We start from the raw sequence: 23,288 nt of genomic DNA on the forward strand, positions 1-23,288 counted from the left end.
TGTGTCAGAATTCAGATACCGGCAAAATAAGAACTCACAGCTTGATAATGCTTCTTACCACCAGAAGCTCGGTACAAGTCCGCAGAGATAAGGTATGAGCATAGTGAATATAGGCATAAATGTTACGAGAAGCAGCGCAACAACCATGGCTGCGAACATCTTTACGATATACTTTGTTACACCTTCTATACCTACCTTGGCGATTCCGCATCCTACGAAGAGGCAGGAACCTACAGGAGGAGTTACAGAACCTATACCCATGTTCATAATGAGCATGACACCGAAATGTACATCACTCATTCCGACGCTTCTTGCAATAGGAAGGAAGATCGGTGTGAAAATCAGAACCGCAGGAGTGAGGTCCAGGAACATTCCCATGATAAGGAGGAAGAGGTTCATGATGAACAGGATCACATAGCGGTTGTTGGAAATGCTCATGAGTCCGGCGCTTATGGCTGCAGGAATTCCTGTATAAGACATTACGTAGGACATGATGGAGCTGGATGCGATCAGGAAGAGTATGGTGGAGGAACTTACCATAGTGTCAGCAAGGAGCTCATAGAATTCCTTGGCATGAAGCTCTTTATAAACTATTCCCAGAACTCCGCAGTAGAGGCAAAGCACAACTCCGGCCTCTGTTGCTGTGAAGAATCCGGCGAGGATTCCACCCATAACGATGATAACCGCAAGAAGTGAAGGAATAGCATCAAAAGCAACCTTCCATGGAGACTCGGTCTCAACAATTGTTGAAGTCTTGTATCCCATTTTCTTTGCCATGATGATAGCGATACCTGCTACGAATACACCAAGCATGATACCCGGTATATAACCGCCCATGAAAAGAGCTGCTACGGAAACACCGCCGGCTGTGATGGAATAAAGGATCAGCGGTCCTGATGGAGGAATAAGGATTCCTGTAGGAGCTGAACAGATATTAACTGCTGCTGAGTAGTTAGGATCATATCCTTCGTCCTTCTCAAGAGGTCCCATGATGGAACCCATAGCTGATGCTGCCGCAACTGATGATCCTGAAACAGCACCGAAGAACATGTTTGCAAGAACGTTTGTAGCTGCAAGGTATCCCGGAACCTTTCCAACGAAGAGACGGGCAAAACGAACGAGACGCTTTGCGATACCGCCCTTGTTCATGATATTGCCGCCCAATGAGAAGAAAGGAAGGGCCAGAAGTGAGAATGAATCCACTCCGGAAAAGCATCTCTGTGCCGCTGTAAGACTGAAGATGGAAAAATCCATCCCGCTTGCAAGAGCTGTTATGATAGACGCAATTCCGATGCCTGCAGAGATGGGAACACCTCCGAGAAGCATCACGAAGAAAGAACCAAACAGAAGAACTGTTGCCTGTATAACGCCCATTATTCCTGTCCTCCATTCTTTTTATTCTTCTTCATAAAAATCTGCGCATACTTTAGTACTCTTGCGATGATGATAAATACACCTGACAATGGCAGGATTGCATACAATGTCTTAAAGGGGATACGCATTACCGAAGAATAGTTGGTAGCATTACCCTGAAGCTTTGCTCCGCCCATAACGAAAACATATACTACGAAGAAAATGATAGCTGCCTCGATAAAGATATTGAGAACAAGCTTGAAACCGCCATTTGCCTTCTTGGTCACCAGATCCAGTGCCAGATGCTGGTCCTTATAAAAGCAGTAAGCAGAACCGATAAATGAAGCCCAGATGAGAAGATATCTCAGGAGCTCATCTGTAAAGGTAGATGGATCTTTCAGAACCCATCTAGTGAAGATCTGCCATGTTCCGAAGACAAGCAGGCCGAACATGGCCGCTGCCATGAGAAAACGCATGACAAGTGTAAGATATTTATCTATTTTTTCCAAAATGATCCATCCTTCCAACTGCCGGACCCCGGCCGGAAGCTTTTTCAGCCCCCGGGCGGAACCCCGTACCTCATGTACTCACAGTACTGATCAGTCTATGATTTGTATTAATGATTACTTCTGAGCAGCCTGAATCTTCTCGCAAAGAGCGTATGTATCAGGCTCATCCTTCTGAAGCTTCTCATAGATAGGCTTTACTGCCTCCTGGAATGCAGGGATGTCAACATCCTCAACGAAAGTAACGCCCTTGCCCTTAACATCATTGATTACCTGATCCTCAAACTCCTTCCATGCCTGCTTGTAGTTTGAAGACATCTCTGCTGCAGTCTCGTTGATGATCTGCTTCTGGTTGTCGCTCATCTCGTTCCAAACCTTCTCTGAGATAACAACGATATCAGGAATCATGGTGTGCATGTCGTAGCTGTAAACCTTTGCAACGTCAGCGTGATCACGAAGAGCAGTAACATTGTTCTCTGCACCGTCGATAACGCCCTGCTGGATAGCTGTGTAAATGTCTCCGTAGCCCATAGCTGTTGCTGAACCGCCAAGTGCGTTCATCATATCGATAGCCATCTGTGAATCCATGGTACGGATCTTAAGTCCCTTAAGATCTTCAGGCTTTCTGATCTCTTTGTCCTTTGTGTAGAAAGAACGTGCGCCGGAATCAAGCCATGTAAAGCCGCGGAATCCCTGATCAGCTGTTGCATCATATACTTCCTTCATGAGGTCCTGATTCTCAAGTACCTTGAAGTATGACTCCTTGTCATTGAAAAGATACGGAACTGAGAAAGCTGTATAAGCCTTAGAGAAATTTCCAAGTGTTGCTGCTGAAACCTTTGCCATGTCAAGAGCGCCGCCCTGGATCTGTGAAATCATATCTGTCTCTGAACCGAGAACACCGTTTGGAACTACCTCGATATTGATGGTTCCGTTTGACTTCTCCTTAACTGTATCGGCCCAGCCCTTAAGTGCTATATTAACTGCATGATCCTCAGCCATGTTGTGACCGAGCTTAATGTTGAAGGTCTTCTCTCCTGATGCCTCACCGCCGGCTGCTGCTTGTGTTGCTGTCTGTGATGCATTTGATCCTCCGCATCCTGTAAGTGCCATGCTTACTGTCATAAGGATCGCTCCTGCCAATGCTACAATTCTGTTCTTTTTCATCTTACCCTCCAAATGATAACGTGAATGTCATTTTGCGGGACACCCACAATTCTTTACATCCCGTACAGTTTCGTACAGAACCCTCTTATCAAGAGATTTTTTCAACATGCCTGTCGCGGATCATATCCAGCAGGTCTCGTAGATTCATGCTGAGCATGCTTCTGCTTTGTTTCCATTCTTTGCCAGTTTTTTCAGAAAGAAAATCTACAAATCTCTGCTGTTTTTCCTGAGTCCAGATTCCTCTCGGAACCATGACTGCATTCTGACGGCTTTCGAAAAGGTAGAAACATCTCTTATCAACAAGCATCCGGTCTATCTTTTCATAAGGAATGTTCATTCCTGTCTGATCGATAAGCACCGCATCACCGGTAAACCGGTATCGTACAAGGCTTGTCTGCCCCTTTCTGGACTCAATGACCTGTTCAGCCCTCATCCTTCCGGGGAAATCGGTACTGACCATAAACCAGCACCCTATCAGCATAAGTACGCCTCTTACTGCAGTGCTCTTCACCAGGAAAAAAGCCGCCAGAAGTAAAAGCAATCCAAGACCTGCCCTGAAAAGAATCTTCAAACGTTCATAGCTGTAATATTCAGCCTGAAACATCCATCTGATAGCATCATCGTTAAATACGGTTTCTGCTTCAAAATATACAGAGGATTTTTTCATACGCTTCTCTCCCTTCGTGAATTTGCTGTGATTTTGACTTTTCCAAACTTTTCGTTTGTTCATATTTGCCCCAATTCTATCATCAAGTTTATTTTTTCGTATATTCGTATGTGACAGGTATATTGCAAAATGTGATATGGGCTGTTATTATTTTCACCAGTGAAAATACAACAGGCGGACGCATGTGATAAGCGTCCGCCTTTAAGGATAAATTTTAAGATACAGGCATCCCGATGAGTCCCTGCTCCCGGGTACAGAGGAAACATCATGTCATTACACCACAAAGTCAACCATATTACGGATTCTCACCTTACAAAGGGCGAAGCCACGCAAAAGCTGCCTATTCCCATAGTCATAACATGGTATACAAACCGTACCAATGTGCAGTCAGTGGTACACTCTCATCCATATTACGAGCTGATACTTCCTCTGTACGGCGGAGTAATGTATTCCGTGAACGGAAGCCTGATCCATCTTAACGAAGGAGAGCTTATAGTACTTCCGGCGGATATCTATCACTATGGAAAATATGATATTTCCACTGATGTATCCGATCGTCTTCTCGCCCAGATCGATCAGTCTTTCTGGGATAATGTTTCTTCAGCGGAACCTTTTCATGAGCTTTGCAGACTCCAGGTGCCTCTTGTATTCAGTACCTCGGACGTTGCCGCATGGGAGATACGCTCATTTTTCGAGCAGATGGACCTCAGCAGAAATATCAAAGATCCCGACAGCCGGCTCTTGCTCTGCAGCAACATGCTTCGTACTCTTTTCATATATATGACCGAGAGTCTTCATGAACAGCATGCGCCGGAACTGGCCAAAAACCAGCTTGTGGAACAGGCCGTATCCTACATACGGGAGCATTTTACCGATCCCGAGCTTACGGTTTACGACATTGCTGAAGATACCTTCTCAAGCAGAGAACATCTTTCCAGACTCTTCAAGCGCTATACCATGAAGAGCATTCATTCCTATATCACCGAGCTTCGTATGCAGCACTTCCACCAGCTCCTCCGGGAAGGAAAAAGCATCATGGATTCCTGTACCTACAGTGGTTTCTCCGACTACTCAAGTTTCACCAGAAGCTTTAAAAAAATGCACAACATGAGCCCGACACAGTACCTAAAGTCTCTGGAGGGGGCTAAGGAAAAATAATAGTGTTCCGCTTGATACGGAAGAAAAAAGCCGGATAAACCTTCAGACTTACGCCTTCAATGAAGAGGGTTAAGTAATCATTGACTGATAATTGATACAAAGCAACTATGATAAATTTAACATAATCTATTACAGAAAAGGTGCTGTCGCCTGGATCAACAATCTAAGCGACAGCACCTTTTATAATGATATTCGGTTTTGAATCCTAATTCTGTGGTTAAAATTGCACTTGGGAATTTAATTATGCCGCAGTTGTGGCTGTATCATTTTTAACCTCTGCCTTTGTCGCAAGTAGCTTTTTGATACATGTTACTGCTACAAGAACACCAAGAACGATAAGGAATGCTGCAACTATGAGCTGTAATCCGTTTACGAGGAAGGTGCCTGTACCTGCTGAAAGCGCCTTGACATTTCCGATGATGTTAAGAATGATAGCCGAGAAGGTCACTGTAAGCATTATTCCCATAGGAACATAAAGCATCTTTCCATTTCGTCCTGTAGCCTTCAGGAATACTGCAATACCGATGAGTACGAGAGCTGCAAGCATCTGGTTTGCAGATCCGAAAAGTGCCCAGACATTGGCATATCCACCGAGACAAAGGAGATATCCGAAGAAAAGTGTGATGGTGGTTGCAAAATACTGGTTGAGGCAAAGCTTCTGCCATGCAGGGATCTTTGACTTGTCTGTTTCGTCACTTGCAAAAAGCTCCTGGAATGACATCCTTCCGATTCTTGCAACTGAATCAAGGGATGTAAGCGCAAGGGCTGATACACACATGGTCATGAAAACATTGGCAATGCTGTTTGGAACTCCGAAGGTTGAAAGGAATCCGGCAACACCCTGTGAAAAGATCTGGAAGGGTGTGAGGTCTGCAGGAACTGCACCGTTTACAGCTACGGCTCCGCAAACAAGAAGTGAGCAGACACCGAGAAGTGTTTCAACTACCATTGCTCCGTATCCGACACAAAGCATGTCCTTTTCATTCTTTACAGTCTTTGAAGATGTTCCTGAAGAAACAAGGCTGTGGAAACCTGAAACCGCTCCGCAGGCGATGGTAACAAACAGTGTCGGGAAAATGTAGCTCTGTGAACCGTTCGCTGTCGTGAGTACGAATCCGTTGAAAGCATTGAGCTTCATCTCAGGATGGGCTACAACAAGTCCGAGAACAGCTCCGATGATCATACCAAGAAGCATGAATGTAGTAAGGTAATCTCTCGGCTGCATGAGAAGCCACATAGGCATAACGGATGCCGCAAAGAGATATGCCATGATAACGTAGTTCCACTGCGGTGCTGTAAGATACATCGGCATAGCCATTCCTACTGCGAACATAACTACAAGAAGTCCGATGGCTACTACAACTCTTACGCCTTCCTTCATGTTCTTGAAGTGTTTTTCAACAAGACCGAAGGCCATGGCTACGAAGATAAACAACATTGAAATGGTAGCAGCGGCAGCTCCGTTAAAATTCTGAGCTGTAGTTCCGTCTGCAGCCTTTGTGAAGCCGTTAAATGTGCTTGATACCATGGATGTGAATGCTGCGATTACCAGCAATGTGAAAAGCCAGCAGAACAGTGAGAAGAATCTTCTTCCTGCTTTTCCGATGTACTTCTCGATAACCATGCCGATTGACTTTCCGTCATTTTTTACCGATGCATACATAGCACCGAAATCCTGAACAGCACCGAAAAAAACGCCGCCGAACAGAAGCCAGAGAAGACATGGCACCCATCCGAAGGCAGCCGCAAGAATCGGTCCCTGAACCGGTCCTGCTCCGGCAATTGATGAAAACTGATGTGCAAATACTGTCAGCTTTGAAGATGGCACGTAGTCCTCTCCATCCTCATACTTTGTGGCCGGTGTAATTGCTTTCTCATCGATGCCCCAGGTTTTTGCAAGGTATCTGCCGTAAAGGAGATATCCTCCCAGCAACGCAATACCTGCAACAAGTAAGATAACTAAACTATTCATTTCAGCCCCTCCCCTATAAAGAAACTTTGGTATTACCTATAGAGTAGCACCAAAGCGTCGAGCCATGACATACAGTTATGTTATCCGAGATATTATGTTTCATTATATCCATTTTGATACTGTTGAGTGATCTTGAAATTTGAGTAAATTTACGTATGAATATCACATGCTTTTAAATAGTGAGTTTTTTTACGGTCATTTTTATAATGCAAATATTTTTCGCCTTAAAATAAGGGAAATACGTAAAAAAATACCGTATGACCGGGAGTTTTTAATGCCACCCCCCGGCATACGGTAGTATATTTTCTCAAAGCAGCGTAAAATCACTCAACTTTAACGTAATATTACTCAACTTTTATTGCGTTCCGTATTTACACTCAATCAATAGTCTCCTCCATACTGAGTGTCGCTGATAAGCTCATAGTCATCTTCTATCTGATTGTTGTTTTTAAAATACCTGTATCCGCCTTTCAGGAACTCTATCAGTTTTTTTCTGGTATTGATATTCAGATAACTGCACACTTCATAAAAGATATCCTCAGTAATGGCATCCCTCAGCTTATCCCCGTCCAGATTGTCCGGAACTTCACTGAAAGTGATATAAACCGCATCATCTTCATAAAATAATATAGGATAAAAATTATCTTTGTCCCTGATACAGGCCTTCACACTCATCATCTTAAACGAGGACTGAGTGATAACTATCTCCTCATCAAGATGCCTTACGATTACATCATTTCCGGAAATACTGATTTCATCCCATGTTATGGGAACTGCCCGGAAATGCGGATTATTGGATAGAGCAATCTCAAAATCCAGCAGTGAAAAATCTTTTACCAGAATCCTAAATAACTGTGACGCACTATATGTCATAACTCCACCCCTTTGATAAGACAGAATTTAAATCGATCGCCATTTTCCCACAGTTTTTATTTCGACAGTTTTTTCAGTCTCATTACAGCTTCATGACATATACTCAACGCGTTGATGCAAGAGATGTTGCAAAACAACACAGCTCTCAAAAACGCATACACGGCATCATCCGGAGGCGGAACAGTATTACGCCCCACAGAAACATTATCATGATGTAATGGCATATTACACAGGAAGGTGTATATGTTTCGCATCATACGTGAGTGAAAAATATTTATGACACTCACCTTTTATTATTACGAATAAAACAAACGAGGTGAATCAAAATGAAGAAAACAGGAAACATTAATATGAAAAAAACAGCTGCAGTTATCGGAATTTGCACATTGCTCGGAGTAGCTTCCATCGGAGCTATAGCATCATTTGCAGATGTGACTTCCACAACTGCAGAAAGTGTTCAGCCACCTATGAATAACGGTATGTACATGGGTAAGATCACAGCTATCGGAAGCGGTTCTGTAACCATAGAGACCATGGGAGGCGGAATGAAAATGGGCCAGGGAGGCGCAGCAATGTCCGCTGACGGAACACTTCCTACAAATGCATCCGGTGAGCTGGAGACTCCACCTGCACTTCCTACAAATGAATCAGGTGAAACAGAGACTCCACCTACACCTCCTACAAATGCTTCAGGTGAAATCGAAACACCTCCTGCAGACGGAGCAAACGGTGGACAGATGGGCGGCTCTTCTACTATGACCTTTACAGTAGACAGCACTCTTATAAGCAGCTTTTCAGTAGGTGATATGGTTGAGATCACTTCTTACGACGGAGCTACAGCATCGGCTGTTACAGCAGCACAGCAGCCTGCTGATATGAACACAAGCACTTCAGCGTCATAATTTTGCGGTATTACAGATTTTTTAAAACACAATGCCGGGCTGGCAGCGAAAGCCCGGCTTTATATTTATACCCTGAGAAAATAAAAAATCCGCAAAGCTTTTCTAATGGGGAGGAGGAAAAACCATGCGGATTTAGTGTACCGTGCACTGCCATTGGATTGGTCACAGCGCGTCAACAATGTCTACATATTGTATTTATGGATTTATTATAGCACAATCTCTTGCTTTTACCACTGCGTTTTAAGCGTTTTTATAATCTTTTTATATATAATTCATAAACTTTTCTTTATCAAAATTTCATTTCGTTTTTCTTATATTTTTGCTTAATTTTTCTTCATTTTGTGTGTGCCGAAACTTTACAGGATACCCCCTCTGTGTGGTATAATTAGTTTAGATTTAAACCTTGGTTCGTGACTCAACATAATCTGATGTAAAAAATATAAAAGTTCGATTTTATATGATCGTGATTTTTTCGGACTTTTGGAAAGGAGCGATATGGCTATTAACCCAATCGGTGCTGTCGGATCAGAATCTTCTGACAGTAACCCCTATGAACGATATTTCAAAGCCTACTACGGTGGCGCCCAGGGTTATTTGAATTACAGACAGTTCCAGAACGGCTACGGACAAAACTCTCAGAGAACTGCTTTGGATGATTCAGATACCGTAAAAACCGGACGTATCAGTTCTCCTTCCGAGTGTAAGACCTGCAAAGAACGCAAATATCAGGACGGATCTAACGAGATGGATGTCTCTTTTAAGTCCGCATCACACATTTCCGTAAGTGAAGCTCCTTCGATGGTCAGAGCTCATGAACAGGAACATGTGACCAATGCTTATCAGAAGGCAGAAGAAAGGGGCGGAAAAGTATTACAGGCTTCTGTTAGTATAAAAACCGCTGTGTGTCCGGAGTGCGGAACCACTTATGTTTCCGGAGGCGAAACCTCAACAAAAATTGCTTATCCCGTTGAAAAGACCGCATCTCAAAGTCTCGCAGAAGATACAGGTCTGGGAAAAGTATTTGATACAAAAGCATAAAGGATTGTTTATCTTACCTTTTCTCTTTTTTTATTTTCCGAAAGGACCGGGAGCTTGCCACTCCCGGTTTTTTCATTTCATTATTTCACTGTAATTTAAAGTTGAGTGATTTTACGGAAATCATCTTTTCGAAATGTGAGTGATTTTACGGAAATCACCTTTTTCCGGGTTTATCAATACTAAAATAAGCCCTATAAGCCTCAAATCTCACCCAAATCGGCGCACTTTTTCACAATTCTCCGTAAATTCCCTCAACTCTCCCGTATATTCTCTCAACTTTTAAACGCAAATGTCTGTTCTGCCGTAAAACGGCTCAACTATTTCACCTAAACATTGTTCTATAAATCAGCCTGCCTCCCGTAAAAAACTATATATCTCTTCTCCGGCTCTCATGGGCTGAAATATAAAAAACCTGCCGATGGCAATTTTTTCCATCAACAGGTTTTTTTATTGTATTACAGTCCTTAAGCAAAGAATCCGATTTAATTATTGGGGTGTCCTGGCGGATACACTGTAAACCTCCACCTTTTTTGACATTCGGCTGTTGAAGAAGATCCTGTCCCCCGAATGTGAATATATAGGATGTGGATGGGCATCCTGTCCAAGCCAGTCTGAATCATGTTTACAGAGCGGCACCCATTTAAGCTTTCCCCCATCCCAGTCAGGCTCAACCTTCGTTATATAAGCACCATCTTTTCTGTGGGGATCCGGACCGTTATCTGTGGAATTCTCTCTCTCGATTATTTTTTCTCCCGGCATGCGATAATATCCGTCGCAGGTAAGATTTCCATGATGATCCATAAGGAAATGACCGTAAGCATTGTACTCATCAGGAAGTGCTATTTCCCAAAACTTCCTCCCGGGAAGTCCTTCTTCATCTTCCACAGAAAAATCTATGTCGCACCTTCCTACCATTGCAGGTCCCTGATCATATCCTCCATGATATATTATGGTCTTTCCATCATCTGTCCACATCTCATGGCATACCCAGTCCTGACGCTTTCTGGCGTATCCTCTGCTGTTGCCTCCTGTATTCTCCCCTTCTGAGCGTATGTGGTACAACAGATTCTTCTTGTGATCATAGATATTTACACGCCTTATACCGCAGTCAAATGCCGGCCACTCGTGATTGAACATTATCACATCGGAATCCTGTGGATTGAACTGTACATGAGTTATCCAGCAAAGCGGAACAGTCTTTTCAAAAAGCAATTCTCCGGTTTCAGTATCATATACGCAAAGATAAGAGTTCAGCTTCTCATCCTGAACCCGCTGATCGATATTGTACTTAGGCCTCTTATCAAGTCCGTAACCTTCGGTATCCGGATCGAAATCCAGTATTCGTCCGTCTGTCATGGGAACACAAAGGCGCTTTCCATCCAGGCTTACATGGGTAAATGCAGTCATTCTGCCATCCGGCACTCTGTTCAGCTCTTTGATATTTCCCTCTTTATCGGTGCGGCAGATGCGGTCATCCTGAATATAGTATATACGCTCATTGACGTAGTCGAGTGAGACACTGGCTTTCCCCAGACCCTGGTTTTCTGTGCCGTCAAAATATACATAGCTTTTTAAGATGCCCTTTTTATTATCCGTAAGTTTTCTGTCGATGCCCCTGAACATGTCATGCATCCAGACATTGGGCTGACCGTCCCTGTCTGAGATAAGATAAATTCTCTCGTCATCTCTGCTGAGTGACGAACAGGTAAAGTACAAAAGCTGGGTGTCAAAATCACCCTTTCCGGAGTCTCCGCTCACCAGCACCCTGCCGTTCAATGTTTTTTCATTCCCCATAATGACCACCTGATTCACATTTTCCTGATGTGACATAAGTGAGAAGGCTCCCTCGAAACGATTTGATGTGGACTATTGCCCTTCACTGATGCCCCTTGCATCTTTAAATTTACAGTATCATCCTCTGCTGAAAGATATTCCTGTCATCCTCATAGAACATGATGTTGCTCCTGAACACCACCTGACTGCCCACTGTCACCAGATCCTGTGGTTTCACGTCCTTCAGAAGGTACTCTATGAGCACATGACATCCGGTATATGACTGGGCGTATGGATTTTTTTGTATGAGATTCTGAAATGTGCTACGCTTAAGAGCGTCTATGTTTTCCGGAAAAAGGTCGCTGCCGACAGCCACGATCTTTCCTGCCCGCCCGGTCTCCTCAAGGGCTCTCATAAGCATCATGCTGGTTCTTGAAGAAACACAGCATACAGCAGCTACATCCGGCTGGCTGACCAGCTCCTTTATATTTTCGTAATTCTCTGCATTTATAACGTGATTGTAAAGCTTATAAACTTTATTCGTACAGTTATTCTCTTCCATATACTGATCAAAGCCGATCTCTATCCCATGATGGGAATATATTTCCTGCTTGCCTGCACACAGAAGAATGCCTCCATAGGACATGATCCTCTCGGTTATAATCTCCGCAAGGGTGCGGCCTATGACGTTGTAATTGGCCTGAACGCAGGAAATACGTCCGCTGCCGGGAACATCACAGTCAACGGTAATAAGCTTAAGCCCTGCATCGGTATACCGTTTCAGCTCCGAAGCATCAAAAGGAGATGTATTGCCATCCAGAACCATGCCGTCTATTTCCCCGTTCTCCAGTTTTTCACGAAGTGACTGAAGATTCATCACGGATTCACGGTCCTCACTGTCCGGCGAACAAAAAGCCACATAAGGACATTCCAAAAGACTGACGTTCATATCCTTCCCGTATTCTGTCCAGGCATCTCTCATTCCCTTCCAGATAGGCGGATAGTAATATCTGTTGTCACCGGTAGTATTGGGAAAACACCCCACGATGGTCTTTGTTTTTCTGTTGAGAGATGCTGCAGCATAGTTAGGATGGTAATCCAGCTCCTTTGCGGTCTGCAGAATCTTCTCTCTCGTCTCATCGCTGATGCCTGTTTTCCCATTGAGTGCCAGATGTACCGTTCCCAATGAATATCCGGTCTTCGCGCAAATATCTTTAATAGTGGTCTTTTTATTCAAAATCACACCTCGAACTAATATCATTTAAGTTTTGTGTTCAGCCCCGCCTGGATTTTTACCTGATTACAGGTCAAACCAGGCCACACCTGCATTAAGGTATCAGTTACTTACTTTAAAGTCAAAGAATCTGTTTGCATTATTAAAGCAAACATCCTCTATTATTTCCTTTAAATTTTCTTCTGTCCCGAAGTATTCACCTCTTTCACAGAGCTCACCGAGATAATTACAGAAAACTCTTCTGTATAATTCATGTCTGGGATAAGAAATAAAGGATCTGGAATCCGTCAGCATGCCTACCGACAAAGCCACCGGATACAGATTCCCACAGCTTCTGAACTGACGGTCGATGCCATACTGCTGGTCGTTGAACCACCATGGAGCCGCAAGCTGAACCTTAGCTTCAGTTCCGTTATCACAGAATCCTGCCGCAAGGACCGCCCAGGTCTCGATTTTAGTGCCATCCAGGGGATAAAGCAAGGTTCTGGGAAGTTCTCCCATTACAGTGAGCCTGTTAAGAAGCTCTCCCACGGATTTAACTGCGCACTGATCATCCGTACAGTCAAATCCCGTAGACTGACCTACCCTTTCAACGCCTGTTCTGTTGGCATCAAGATAAGTTCCGATATGGAGCTGCATCACATATCCTTCCTTATTATATAGTCTGCCCATCTCCACCAGAAAAGCACTCTGATACTTATCTATCTCCTGCTTCGTCAGCGGCTCATTTTTTCTGGCTTTTTGGAAGATCACTTCGATTTCTTCATCAGTATAGTCTTCCCATGTGAAATGCGGTATGCCATCGTCGGAAACTGTTGTACCGGTGACTTCTCTGAAATACTTAAGCCTGTCCTGCAGCGCCGGAAGCATTGACCTGAAATCCTTTATTTCACGGCCTGTTACCCCGGAAAGCTTATTTAAATAAGAATCAAAGCTGTCAAGTTCCAGAAACATGGCCTTGTCCGGTCTGAATGCCGTTATGACACGTACTCCGCCTTTATACTCTCCCTTAAGAAGCTTATGATATTTAAGGTCATCCAAAGGGTCTTCAGTGGTGGACACGAGACGTACGTTGCTGTGTTCCATGCACCACTGTCTCGTCATGTGTTTTTCTTTAATCAGGGCCTTTGTTTTCCGGTAGATTTCCTCGGCATTGGCCTCGCTCAGGGGCTCATCTATACCGAAATAACGCTTAAGTTCCAGCGCGCACCAGATGAAGATAGGATTCCCAACCATCTTTGGAAGCACTTTGGCAAAAGCCAGATACTTATCATGGAAAGAGGTCTCATTTCCGGTGATGTACTTTTCATCTATACCGAAGGTGCGCATGGCTCTCCACTTGTAGTGATCCCCCTCAAGCCACATCTCTCCCAGATCCTCGAACTCTTTGTTCTCATACATTGCCTTGGGTGAAATATGACAATGATAATCTATGATGGGCATGTGCTCCGCGTATTTGTGGTAAAGCTCCCTGCCGGTTTCATTGCAAAGATACAGCTCCTCGGAAAATTTTGAATTCAGTTTCATACTATCTTCTCCCCTTTATCCATCCTGCTTTTGAAACAGATTTTTGAGTCTCAGGTCTCTGTCCCGCCTTATCCGCCAACCGCATTTTATTCAGCAAAAACCAACTCGACTCTCAGAATCCTATCAATGCTCCGCCATCCACAGGTATACAGGAGCCTGAAATGTATCTCGCAGCTCTGCTGCATAAAAACGCTGCCGTCATACCCACATCCATAGGATCTCCAACGGATTTTGCCGGAATCCGGCTCATGATTTTCTGAAGACGCGGAGTATCATTGTCCACTGCCTTATGAAACATAGGTGTGTCGATCCAGCCCGGGGCGATGGCATTGACAGTCACCCCATACTCTGCAAGTTCCGCCGTAAGCACATGGATCATGCCGAGAAAACCGGCTTTCGCCGTTGCATATCCTGCCACCTGCGGCTGCCCGATATAGGAAGTCATGGATGCCTGAAATATGATGCGGCCGTGACGCTGTTCTATGAAATATGGCGACACTGCCTTTGCCATGGCAAAGGATCCCACCAGATGAACATCCAGCACCTTCCTGTAATCCTCCACCGTCATGTCCCAAATGTACTTCTTGCAATGGTTCCCTGCGTTGTTGATCAGGATAGTGACCTTTCCGAAATCCGAGACTATTTTCTTCACCAGCTCATTCGCACCATCAGTGTCGGTTATGTCATGCTGATAATATCTAACCCTGTCTCCGAATTCTGCCAATGTCTCTGCCGCAGCTTCAGGGCTTCTGGAACCTACCACCGCTGCCTCCGCACCTGCGGAAACCAGACACCTTACGATTCCGAGTCCCAGACCGGAAGCTCCCCCGGTAACTATGGCGACTTCTCCGCTGAGATCATACCAGTTTCTGATATCAAAATTTCTTACTTCCTCTTCAGTTAATGCAGCCATTTTCCTCACTCTTTCTTTTACATAAACCACTGCTGCCCACGCCTTTTACGCCACACTCTCATGCTTCGCAGGCTCTTTTAAATGCAACTTCCTTCTCCTGATACTTGTAGGGAATGAAGAACTCCCTGTGTCCCATGGCCTCCGACTTGCTGGGCTTTCCTCCTGCGATTTCCAAAACATATCCCATAAGCTCTTCCGCCATTTCGTCTATGCTTTTCTCACCCGTTAGAATGGGGCTTGCATCAAATTCCATATCCTCACTCATTCTCTCAAAAGTTGCATGATTTCCGGTTATCTTTATGCAGGGAGAAACTGCGCTTCCTACCACATTCCCTCTGCCCGTAACCAGAAAAACCATATGCGCCCCGCAGCTTATGAGATCCATGAGCCCCTCACTGTCATTGGGATTTGTTATCCCGAACTGCATCCAGTAAGGATCCGGTGTGGAATCAAGAAGCCACAGTCCCGGATGTTTCGGAGGGGCAGACACCTTTATTACCCCCTCAATCTTTTTGGTCCCGCTCTTTGCAACAGCTCCCATGGACTTCTCTTCGATAGTACTCAATCCCCCGGCAAAATTTCCCGGGCTCACGGAATACTGTCTCACCGACTTACAGTAGTCGAGGGCCTTTTCATATGTGTAACGTATCTCCTTCGCAGCTTCCGCATTTGCAGCTCTCTGTTCCAGCAGGTCTCCGAGCCCTATGGCCTCTACAATTTCCTCAAATACAGCAGTGCCCCCAAGCTCCACCAGCCTGTCATAGAACCTCCCGACTAAAGCATTACCCGCAAGTCCCGAGGTATAGTCTGAGCCTCCGCACTCAGCACCTATGACGAGATCCGAAATTCTCATTTCCACTTTTTCGGCTTCTGCAAGCTTTGCCAATGTCTCCTTAACCCACCTGAGACCCTTCTCTATGGTCTTCGAGGTTCCGCCTTCCTTTTGAATGAACATCCAGGCATTGGGCTTACCTTCCTTTTCCGCTATATCGGAAAGCCACTCCGGCTGTATGTATTCGCAGCCGAGACCCACCGACAGCACCGCTCCTATATTCGGATGCCGTATCATGCTTATGAGCATGTTGACGGCATACTGATTATCCGTACATCCGTCAAATCCAATGAGCTCAACATCAGGATCAGCGGAAAGCTCAACTATACGCCGTGCCACAAACTCAGAACACTTGACGGTATAGATAACCAGAACCCGGTTTCTGATTCCCGGAGAACCATTCTTCCTTTTAAATCCGGGCCATGTAATTTCCTCAGCTTTCATTCATACACCATCCTTCAAACTCATACCCCTGGAATCTGCTGTTTCAACTCAGGAATATATATTCCCGGGTAATCTCCCCCGGCATCTACCGTGGTCCATTTCAGGATACTTCCGGTCTTTAATCTCAAAAAACCGTTGCTCACTCATATCTGATATCCTTCGGAGCCCCCGTTACTGCATCAAGATGACCGGACCTTTCGTCATAGTTCGAACACATCACATGAAGATGGATCCAGCTCCCTTCGGGGATGTCTGCAGTAGCCCTTCCTATGACAACACCGTATTTCAGGATACTCTCATCCTTTTTTATATCCCTGAGGGCTATCTTGTGTCCTACAGGGATGTCCTCCACAGCTTCCATCCCGCCGCGGTCTCCCTCACCGATAATCTCACATCGCTCCCCCTTCGGTATTTCCGTAAGGGCCGTGGCCACATTATCATCATGATTAATCTGAAATGCTCTGTACAATATCTTATCCTCGTTTTCTATGTCCATTCCCACAGACTGCCTGTGCCAGAAACCACATACAGTTATGTTTCATTAACCATCCACATATGCCGCGGCATCTCACAGTATCCCGTATTTTGCAAATGCATCCGTGGAAGACATTCCCCCCTCGATGGCTTTACGAACCACCTTCTCACCTGATGCTTTAATCAGAGCCTTTTCCAGAACCTCATCCTTTATCTCCTTCGGAATAACCAGTACTCCGTCAATGTCTCCGAATATGAGATCACCGTCATGTATAGTCACCTGGCCGATTTCGATAGGACATCTGTACTTGAAAACATAGGTACGGATGGAACTGTCCTGGGCCCAAGTAGCCCTGCAGAATACCGGAAAATTCTGTCCGAGAACCTGAGGTGTGTCTCTGGAATAGCCGTCAAGAATTGCTCCGACTGCTCCCCTTGCCTTTGCTGTTGCCGTTAGTAGTTCTCCCCACAGAGCGGAATTATGTGCACCTGTTGCCACATAGATTTCATTCTTCTGAAGCTGATCCAGTGCCTCTGTCATAAGTCCGAAGGGCTTCTCCGGATACTCATAAACATCATTCTCCAGAATGGTACATGCGTATCCCGCCACCTTCAGACGGTTATCCGGCACACTTCTGTCTATAAATGCCTCTGCCGGAACAAGCGCCTCAAGGGGCTTTATCTCAGCAGGAAGGAACTGATGGGGATACCCCATCTGATCCAGTATGTCTCCCACCACCGGTGTATATAGTTTTTCCTTCATCAAGGCAAACATCTCTTCGTCATTGTTCCACTGCTTTTCCATATCTAAATTCCTCGATTCATGTATTATCAGGCAAATGCCCATATAATATATAAGTCCTACGCATTGCTTCGCTTTCGCTCCCGCCATGCTACAGAAATCTCGAATCCGCGCTAACGCGCTACTTCTCGATTCCTGTTGTCGTATCAGATGTCTGTGCATACTTACAAGCAAGCTTGACGTATACACAGCCGCCTGATACAGGACTTATACAATAAAAATGCTGCCAAAGCATCTCAGCAGCATTCATCTAAACTACTTCATATAAAATTACGCCAATCATCTGTCATCAGCCTATACCAACCGGCATAATGAGATTCGGAATAGTCATACAGAAGGCCGGAATATAGGTAACTACCAGAAGTACGATGATCATACAGATATAGAACGGAATCATACTCTTTGAAAGCTTCTCCAAAGGAATCTTCGAGATAGCCGCACCGATGAAAAGTGTAGAACCTACAGGCGGTGTAACGAGTCCTATACCAAGATTAGTGATCATGATGACACCGAAGTGTACAGGGTCTATACCTATGGATGTTGCTATAGGAAGAAGGATCGGTGTCAGAACCAGAATGATAACGCTCATGTCCATCATGGTTCCGAAAATAAGCATCAGAATGTTCATCATGATGAGGATCGCATACTTGTTGGTTGTGATTCCGAGGATAGTTCCCGAAATCATAGCCGGTACCTTAAGATAGGTAAGCAGCCATCCAAAGGCGCTTGATGTAGATATAAGGATCAGCACTATGGCAAGGGTGTTCAATGCATTTTCCAGAACATTCCAGAAATCCCTGAAAGTCATCTTCTTATAGATAAAGAACGAAACAATCAGCGACCATACCACCGCAATGGCTGCAGACTCTGTTGCCGTGAAAACTCCGGCTACAACACCTACCACAACGATCATAACCGTAAACATTCCCCAGATCGCTGATGTGGCCGTCTTGAAAAGATAGCTGATACTGAAAGGTGTTCCCTTGGGATAATTTCTCTTTATGGAAATCACATAGCTGTAGATCATAAGAACGATCCCCAGGAAAACTCCGGGCGCGAAGCCTGCAAGGAACAGACGTCCTACAGAAACACTTCCCGCTACAGTTGAGTAAATAACCATGTTATGGCTTGGGGGGATAAGGATACCCTCAACGGAGCTTGCCATGGTAACGTCAGTGGAGAAATCTCCGTCATATCCCTGCTTTTCCATCATGGGAATAAGAATGGTTCCGAGAGATGCCGTATCCGCTGCGGAGGAACCTGAGATTCCGCCGAAGAACATGGACGCCACGATATTTACCATGGCAAGTCCGCCCCTGATCCATCCGACCAATGCGTCCGACAGCTCTATGAGCTTATCGCTGATGCCTCCCTTTCCCATTATCTCGCCGGAGATGATGAAGAAGGGCACTGCCATAAGTGAGAAGGAGAACACTCCTTTTACCATCAGCTGCACAACCTGCATAAGGGGCAGCTGAAGATATATAAAGGTAATAACCGAAGCCATGCCTATTGCATAGGCGATAGGCATTCTCAAAATGATGAAGCCAAAGAACATGCCTATGAGCATGATCGTAGCCACTGTTGTACTAGGCATAGTTTCTTTTCTCCTCTCTGCACTTTCTTGCCTCCTGAAGCCTTGCCTCATGCTCCGCCTGCTCAGCCTCTTTCTTTGCCTTTTCAGCCGCCCAGAAATCTATATACTCCCTGGGAACCTTGTCGATCTTTTTGAAAAGTGCAAGGAAAAATCTCTCACTCTGCATAAGAAGCATGCAAATTCCCGCAAGCGGTACCGCACCGTAAAGTACAGCCTGAGGAACCGGAATACCCGACATGGTGCTCTTGGTCATAAGTGCGCAGAACTGCACTCCGTATATGATCATGAACAGTGAAAATGCGAAGATCATCACCTGACTCAGCACCTTGAGAAGATCAATGACCTTTTTCGGAAGTATGAAGTCAAGTATCATTACCCTGAGGTGCGTATCGGTTCTGACTGCAAGAGATGCGCTGACCAAAGCCATATAGACCATGCAGAGCAGAATGGACTGCTCGCCCCATCTGGGTGTTTTGTGTAAGATGTACCGGCAGAATACTACATAACTCGTGATACAAATAGATATGATGAACACTATTTTACAGAATGACATAAACAGCCAATACACAGTGTCATAGAACTTTTTCATCAGTCATCCTCCTGCATTTTTGAACGTCAGCCCTTTAGGAATTGAAAATCCCGGGGCTGACGTTAAATGTCCATTCCTTAATTATTAACCCTGAACCTCTACAACCTTCTGAAGAAGATCCTCGATGCCCTCTGTGTAGCCGGCCCAGACTGTCTTACAAGCCTCCTGAGCTGCTGCAACGTCTGAATCGCTCATCTCAAGGATAGTAACTCCGAGATCCTCAAGCTTCTTCTTAAGTTCAACCTCTTCACTCTCGATCTGAGCCTTGTTCCACTCTGAAGCCTTCTTTCCTGCCTCGCGAAGGATCTGCTGGTCATCTGCTGAAAGCGCATCCCACTTAGCCTGTGCCATAAGGATGATTCCGGGTGAGAATGTATGTCTTGAAAGCAGATAGTAAGGAGCTACTTCATAGAACTTGTTTGAGTAATATCCCGGATATCCGTTCTCTGCACCGTCAACAACACCTGACTGAAGCGATGTATAAAGCTCGCTGTAGGAAATAGGTGTCGGTTCACAGCCAAGTGCCTTCATGGTATCCATCATGAGCTGTGTCTCAGGAACTCTGATTTTAAGTCCCTTGATGTCTGAGAATCCCTTAATTTCATTTCTTGTGAAAATGTTTCTGGCACCTTCGTCTGTGTAGGTGATGCCAACCATGCCGGCTCCGACGTCCACACCCTCTGTGAAGAATGCCTGACCAAGTTCCTCATTCTCAAGAACCTTCCACATGCTCTCACGGCTCTTGAAAATGAATGGGAGACCGAACATATTAAGCTTTCTGAAACCGTAATCAGAAAGTGAGTTTGTGTTTCCACGATAGAAATCAACTGTTCCGCCGCCCATCTGAAGAGCATTGAGACAGGTCTTCTCATCACCCAGTGTTGATGAAGAGTTTACTTCTATAACGATACGTCCGTCAGACATGTCGTGAACATACTTTGAGAACATGTAGCCTGCTCTGGTGTTAATGTTGTCATCAGGATTCAGCTCGCCATACTTGAATACCATCTCGGCATCCTTTTCCCAGTCAAGAATGGTCTGAAGATCCGGCATAGTATCATCTGATTCCACAGCTTCCTTCTTCTCCTCTTTTGCTGCCTCCGGAGCTGCCGCTGTAGTCTCGGCAGTTTTCTCAGCCGCCTTCTCTGTTGCAGCTGCCGTGGCTGCTGTAGTGGCTGTGTTTGATGATCCGCAAGCTGCCAGTCCTGTGAGCATTGCTGAAGCTATAGCAAGTGCTACCAATCTTTTTCTCATATTTTCCTCCTTTAATGAGTTGTCAGACCCTTTAGATTTTGTTTTGCGCAAAGGCCCGACAATAGGTGACAAGTCATGGAAACTCTGTCACATTCTTAATGCAATTAAACGTTCCGCTTAAAATTCTTCGTTCTGAAACGTTTCACTTAATAAGCCAAGATTAATCCCTCGCAGGATAATTGTCAACAAACTTTTATAAATATTGTATATCATCCGCATGATATATGAATATATTTTATGCATCATTACAACCGCCGTATATTTGCAGCCCTGCTGCAACTTGGCAAAACATTACGGTATTTACTTTTAAATGGTTAAATGTTAGTATAAAAATCACAAAAATGATATATTTTCTAAAACGTTTCAGTTCAGGCAGCAGAGGAGGATTTTATGGCTTACACCGAACAAAACCTTGCGGTTTTCCATTCAAAGATCACAGACTCCGACTTCAGGAGATTCTCTTTTTACAACGGACTCATCAGAAATCACAGTTTAATTAAGACAGCATTATTCGCGGTGCTGCTCTGTCTCTTCGGCTGGTGCAACTACCACGCAGGCATGCCCCTTCTTTGCCTCTCCTTTGTTCTGCCGGGTCTGCTGCTTCCCTTTGTTTATCTTTTCAGATACCGGAAGAGCGTGAACACCCAGATAGAGACATTGAAACTCTCCAGAGAGCCGAAGGATGCATATACTGTAGGCTTTACAGACAGAGGTATATGGATAAACCGGGGCAACGAACATGTCGCGCTTGACTGGGAACGTCTTGACAGCGCTGTATCAGTAAAAGATGCCACCTATCTTTACTATATGAAGAACAGGGCGCTTATCCTTCCGGACAACGCCTTAACTCTCTCGGACATTGCCTCCTTCAAGGCTCTTTTGTCCGAAAAAATGGGGCAAAGGCAGGAGCGTAAAGCGTGAAGTATTCCAACATAGGCTTTTGACAATCAAAAAATTTTTCCATATCAAGGAGAACATCTATCATGATAATTCAAAAATTCGAATCCTGGTGGGTCGAAAGAGGCCGCTGCCTCTTTGACGAAAAAAGACAGGGCGGCGCCAAGATGGGCTGGGACGTCCTGGTCATAAAACTCACCACCGACACCGGTATAGAGGGCATCGCGACCTGTATGGCAGCAAGATCAGGGGCGGTTTCCGAGTCTTATCTCAACGAAACCGTGGCGCCTGTTGTTCTTGGCAAAGATCCTCATGACAGAGAGGCCATCTTCCAGGAGCTTTGGATCATCGACAGACACGAAGCATTTTTCCCTGTCTTTCTTCCTGGCCCCGTTGACGTAGCCCTTTGGGATATTTGTGCCAAAGAAGCCGGGCTTCCCCTATTCAAGTACATAGGAGCCTACAGAACCGGTCTTCCTGCCTATGCAAGCTCCAACTTCCTGCCATCGGTTCAGGCCTATGTAGACGAAGCTCTCTACTATAAAGAGAAAGGGTTAAAGGGTTATAAGATGCACCCGGCAGGACCTGCAGAATTTGATATGCAGGTACATCAGGCCGTTCGTGATGCAGTTGGTCCTGATTACGCCCTTATGACAGATCCTGTAGGAGATTACACTCTGGATGAAGCTGTCAGGGTAGGACGTCAGCTGGAAAGACTTAATTTTGAATGGTTCGAGGAACCTTTCAGGGATTTTGAACTCTATAAATACACAGAGCTGTGCAGAATTCTGGACATACCTATAGCTGCCACAGAAACCACAAGAGGCTGTCACTGGGGTGTGGCCCAGGTCATCAACCAGCATGCTGCAGACATTGTAAGAGCGGATGTTTCATGGAAAGACGGTATCACAGGGACTTTAAAGATAGCTCACCTTGCAGAAGCCTTCGGTCTCAATGTAGAGATACATACAACCACCATGAACTATATGGATATGGCCAACCTTCATGTAAGCTGTGCCATAAAGAACTGCAAATACTTTGAGTACTTCGTTCCGGAAGATAATTACAGACTTCCCATGAAGGGCGATCTTCCAATCGATGAAAACGGAATCATCCATGTCCCTGAGGATAAGCCGGGTGTGGGTGTGGAGCTTGACTGGGATCTCATAAACAAAGCCTGCCATAATTACATCTGCCAGGAATACAAAGGCTGATGCCATAAGCTTTTTCTCTTTTGAAGCAAATTCAAACAGAAAAAAGCCATACATAATGCCGATTAAAACCGCTGCCTGCACCGCCGGAGTTATGATCCTTCG

At 45.0% G+C, this 23,288-nt stretch carries 21 protein-coding genes; 5 read left to right on the forward strand and 16 right to left on the reverse strand.

What is annotated here, in order from left to right:
• Window positions 1–54: 54 nt before the first annotated feature.
• The 4 genes from T515_RS11495 to T515_RS11510 form a co-directional block, all read right to left on the reverse strand.
• Complete coding sequence (locus tag T515_RS11495) at window positions 55–1,374, reverse strand: TRAP transporter large permease (RefSeq protein WP_036611217.1); 1,320 nt, start codon at window positions 1,372–1,374, stop codon at window positions 55–57.
• On the reverse strand, window positions 1,374–1,862 hold the full coding sequence (locus T515_RS11500) for a TRAP transporter small permease (protein ID WP_051671675.1): 489 nt from the start codon (window positions 1,860–1,862) through the stop codon (window positions 1,374–1,376). The genes T515_RS11495 and T515_RS11500 overlap by 1 nt, the downstream gene beginning before the upstream one ends.
• 114 nt (window positions 1,863–1,976) lie before the next feature.
• Window positions 1,977–3,026, reverse strand: a complete 1,050-nt coding sequence (locus T515_RS11505; RefSeq protein WP_036611219.1) for a TRAP transporter substrate-binding protein — start codon at window positions 3,024–3,026, stop codon at window positions 1,977–1,979.
• 88 nt (window positions 3,027–3,114) lie between these two features.
• Complete coding sequence (locus tag T515_RS11510; protein WP_036611222.1) at window positions 3,115–3,693, reverse strand: YcxB family protein; 579 nt, start codon at window positions 3,691–3,693, stop codon at window positions 3,115–3,117.
• Window positions 3,694–3,960: 267 nt separating this feature from the next.
• Between T515_RS11510 and T515_RS11515 the strand changes: the two genes are divergently transcribed.
• Window positions 3,961–4,851 (forward strand): helix-turn-helix domain-containing protein, encoded by an 891-nt coding sequence (locus tag T515_RS11515; RefSeq protein ID WP_036611223.1) that lies wholly within the window; start codon window positions 3,961–3,963, stop codon window positions 4,849–4,851.
• Between the two features lie 241 nt (window positions 4,852–5,092).
• Here the strand turns inward: T515_RS11515 and T515_RS11520 are convergent, their stop codons facing one another.
• Window positions 5,093–6,823, reverse strand: coding sequence for a carbon starvation CstA family protein (locus tag T515_RS11520; protein WP_036611225.1), 1,731 nt, complete (start codon window positions 6,821–6,823; stop codon window positions 5,093–5,095).
• A gap of 381 nt (window positions 6,824–7,204) precedes the next feature.
• Entirely contained in the window at window positions 7,205–7,696 is a 492-nt protein-coding gene (locus T515_RS11525) for a hypothetical protein (RefSeq protein WP_036611227.1), read from the reverse strand.
• A gap of 326 nt (window positions 7,697–8,022) precedes the next feature.
• On the opposite strand from T515_RS11525, the gene T515_RS11530 reads away from it, so the two are divergent.
• Together T515_RS11530 and T515_RS18030 are read left to right on the forward strand one after the other, a co-directional pair.
• Window positions 8,023–8,598, forward strand: coding sequence for a hypothetical protein (locus tag T515_RS11530; protein ID WP_036611230.1), 576 nt, complete (start codon window positions 8,023–8,025; stop codon window positions 8,596–8,598).
• Between the two features lie 495 nt (window positions 8,599–9,093).
• A complete protein-coding gene (locus tag T515_RS18030) occupies window positions 9,094–9,636 on the forward strand; it encodes a hypothetical protein (RefSeq protein WP_242839369.1) in 543 nt (180 codons plus the stop codon).
• A gap of 486 nt (window positions 9,637–10,122) precedes the next feature.
• Here the strand turns inward: T515_RS18030 and T515_RS11540 are convergent, their stop codons facing one another.
• The 10 genes from T515_RS11540 to T515_RS11585 all read right to left on the reverse strand — a co-directional run bounded on the left by T515_RS11540 (window position 10,123) and on the right by T515_RS11585 (window position 21,075).
• On the reverse strand, window positions 10,123–11,466 hold the full coding sequence (locus T515_RS11540; RefSeq protein WP_242839370.1) for a hypothetical protein: 1,344 nt from the start codon (window positions 11,464–11,466) through the stop codon (window positions 10,123–10,125).
• A 73-nt stretch (window positions 11,467–11,539) separates the two neighbouring features.
• Window positions 11,540–12,646 carry a LacI family DNA-binding transcriptional regulator gene (locus T515_RS11545; RefSeq protein WP_036611231.1) on the reverse strand — a complete coding sequence of 369 codons (1,107 nt, stop codon included), beginning with the start codon at window positions 12,644–12,646 and terminating at the stop codon, window positions 11,540–11,542.
• Window positions 12,647–12,745: 99 nt separating this feature from the next.
• Window positions 12,746–14,170, reverse strand: a complete 1,425-nt coding sequence (gene uxaC / locus T515_RS11550; protein ID WP_036611233.1) for a glucuronate isomerase — start codon at window positions 14,168–14,170, stop codon at window positions 12,746–12,748.
• A 112-nt stretch (window positions 14,171–14,282) separates the two neighbouring features.
• Window positions 14,283–15,083 (reverse strand): SDR family NAD(P)-dependent oxidoreductase, encoded by an 801-nt coding sequence (locus tag T515_RS11555; RefSeq protein ID WP_036611235.1) that lies wholly within the window; start codon window positions 15,081–15,083, stop codon window positions 14,283–14,285.
• Window positions 15,084–15,141: 58 nt separating this feature from the next.
• On the reverse strand, window positions 15,142–16,359 hold the full coding sequence (locus T515_RS11560; RefSeq protein ID WP_036611236.1) for a UxaA family hydrolase: 1,218 nt from the start codon (window positions 16,357–16,359) through the stop codon (window positions 15,142–15,144).
• A 139-nt stretch (window positions 16,360–16,498) separates the two neighbouring features.
• Window positions 16,499–16,855, reverse strand: coding sequence for a UxaA family hydrolase (locus T515_RS11565; RefSeq protein WP_330372668.1), 357 nt, complete (start codon window positions 16,853–16,855; stop codon window positions 16,499–16,501).
• 72 nt (window positions 16,856–16,927) lie between these two features.
• Window positions 16,928–17,638 carry an RraA family protein gene (locus T515_RS11570; RefSeq protein WP_036611238.1) on the reverse strand — a complete coding sequence of 237 codons (711 nt, stop codon included), beginning with the start codon at window positions 17,636–17,638 and terminating at the stop codon, window positions 16,928–16,930.
• A gap of 286 nt (window positions 17,639–17,924) precedes the next feature.
• A complete protein-coding gene (locus T515_RS11575) occupies window positions 17,925–19,232 on the reverse strand; it encodes a TRAP transporter large permease (protein ID WP_036611240.1) in 1,308 nt (435 codons plus the stop codon).
• Window positions 19,225–19,821 (reverse strand): TRAP transporter small permease, encoded by a 597-nt coding sequence (locus T515_RS11580; protein ID WP_036611243.1) that lies wholly within the window; start codon window positions 19,819–19,821, stop codon window positions 19,225–19,227. The genes T515_RS11575 and T515_RS11580 overlap by 8 nt, the downstream gene beginning before the upstream one ends.
• Window positions 19,822–19,905: 84 nt before the next feature.
• Window positions 19,906–21,075, reverse strand: coding sequence for a TRAP transporter substrate-binding protein (locus T515_RS11585; protein ID WP_051671676.1), 1,170 nt, complete (start codon window positions 21,073–21,075; stop codon window positions 19,906–19,908).
• A 390-nt stretch (window positions 21,076–21,465) separates the two neighbouring features.
• Between T515_RS11585 and T515_RS11590 the strand changes: the two genes are divergently transcribed.
• Both T515_RS11590 and T515_RS11595 read left to right on the forward strand, forming a co-directional pair.
• Window positions 21,466–21,996 carry a YcxB family protein gene (locus T515_RS11590; protein ID WP_036611245.1) on the forward strand — a complete coding sequence of 177 codons (531 nt, stop codon included), beginning with the start codon at window positions 21,466–21,468 and terminating at the stop codon, window positions 21,994–21,996.
• A 62-nt stretch (window positions 21,997–22,058) separates the two neighbouring features.
• The gene (locus T515_RS11595; protein ID WP_036611247.1) at window positions 22,059–23,186 is read left to right on the forward strand and encodes an enolase C-terminal domain-like protein; all 1,128 of its coding nucleotides are present in this window, start codon (window positions 22,059–22,061) and stop codon (window positions 23,184–23,186) included.
• The last annotated feature ends 102 nt before the right edge of the window (window positions 23,187–23,288 follow it).

This window comes from Oribacterium sp. P6A1 (assembly GCF_000702885.1).
Taxonomy (GTDB): Bacteria; Bacillota; Clostridia; order Lachnospirales; family Lachnospiraceae; genus Oribacterium.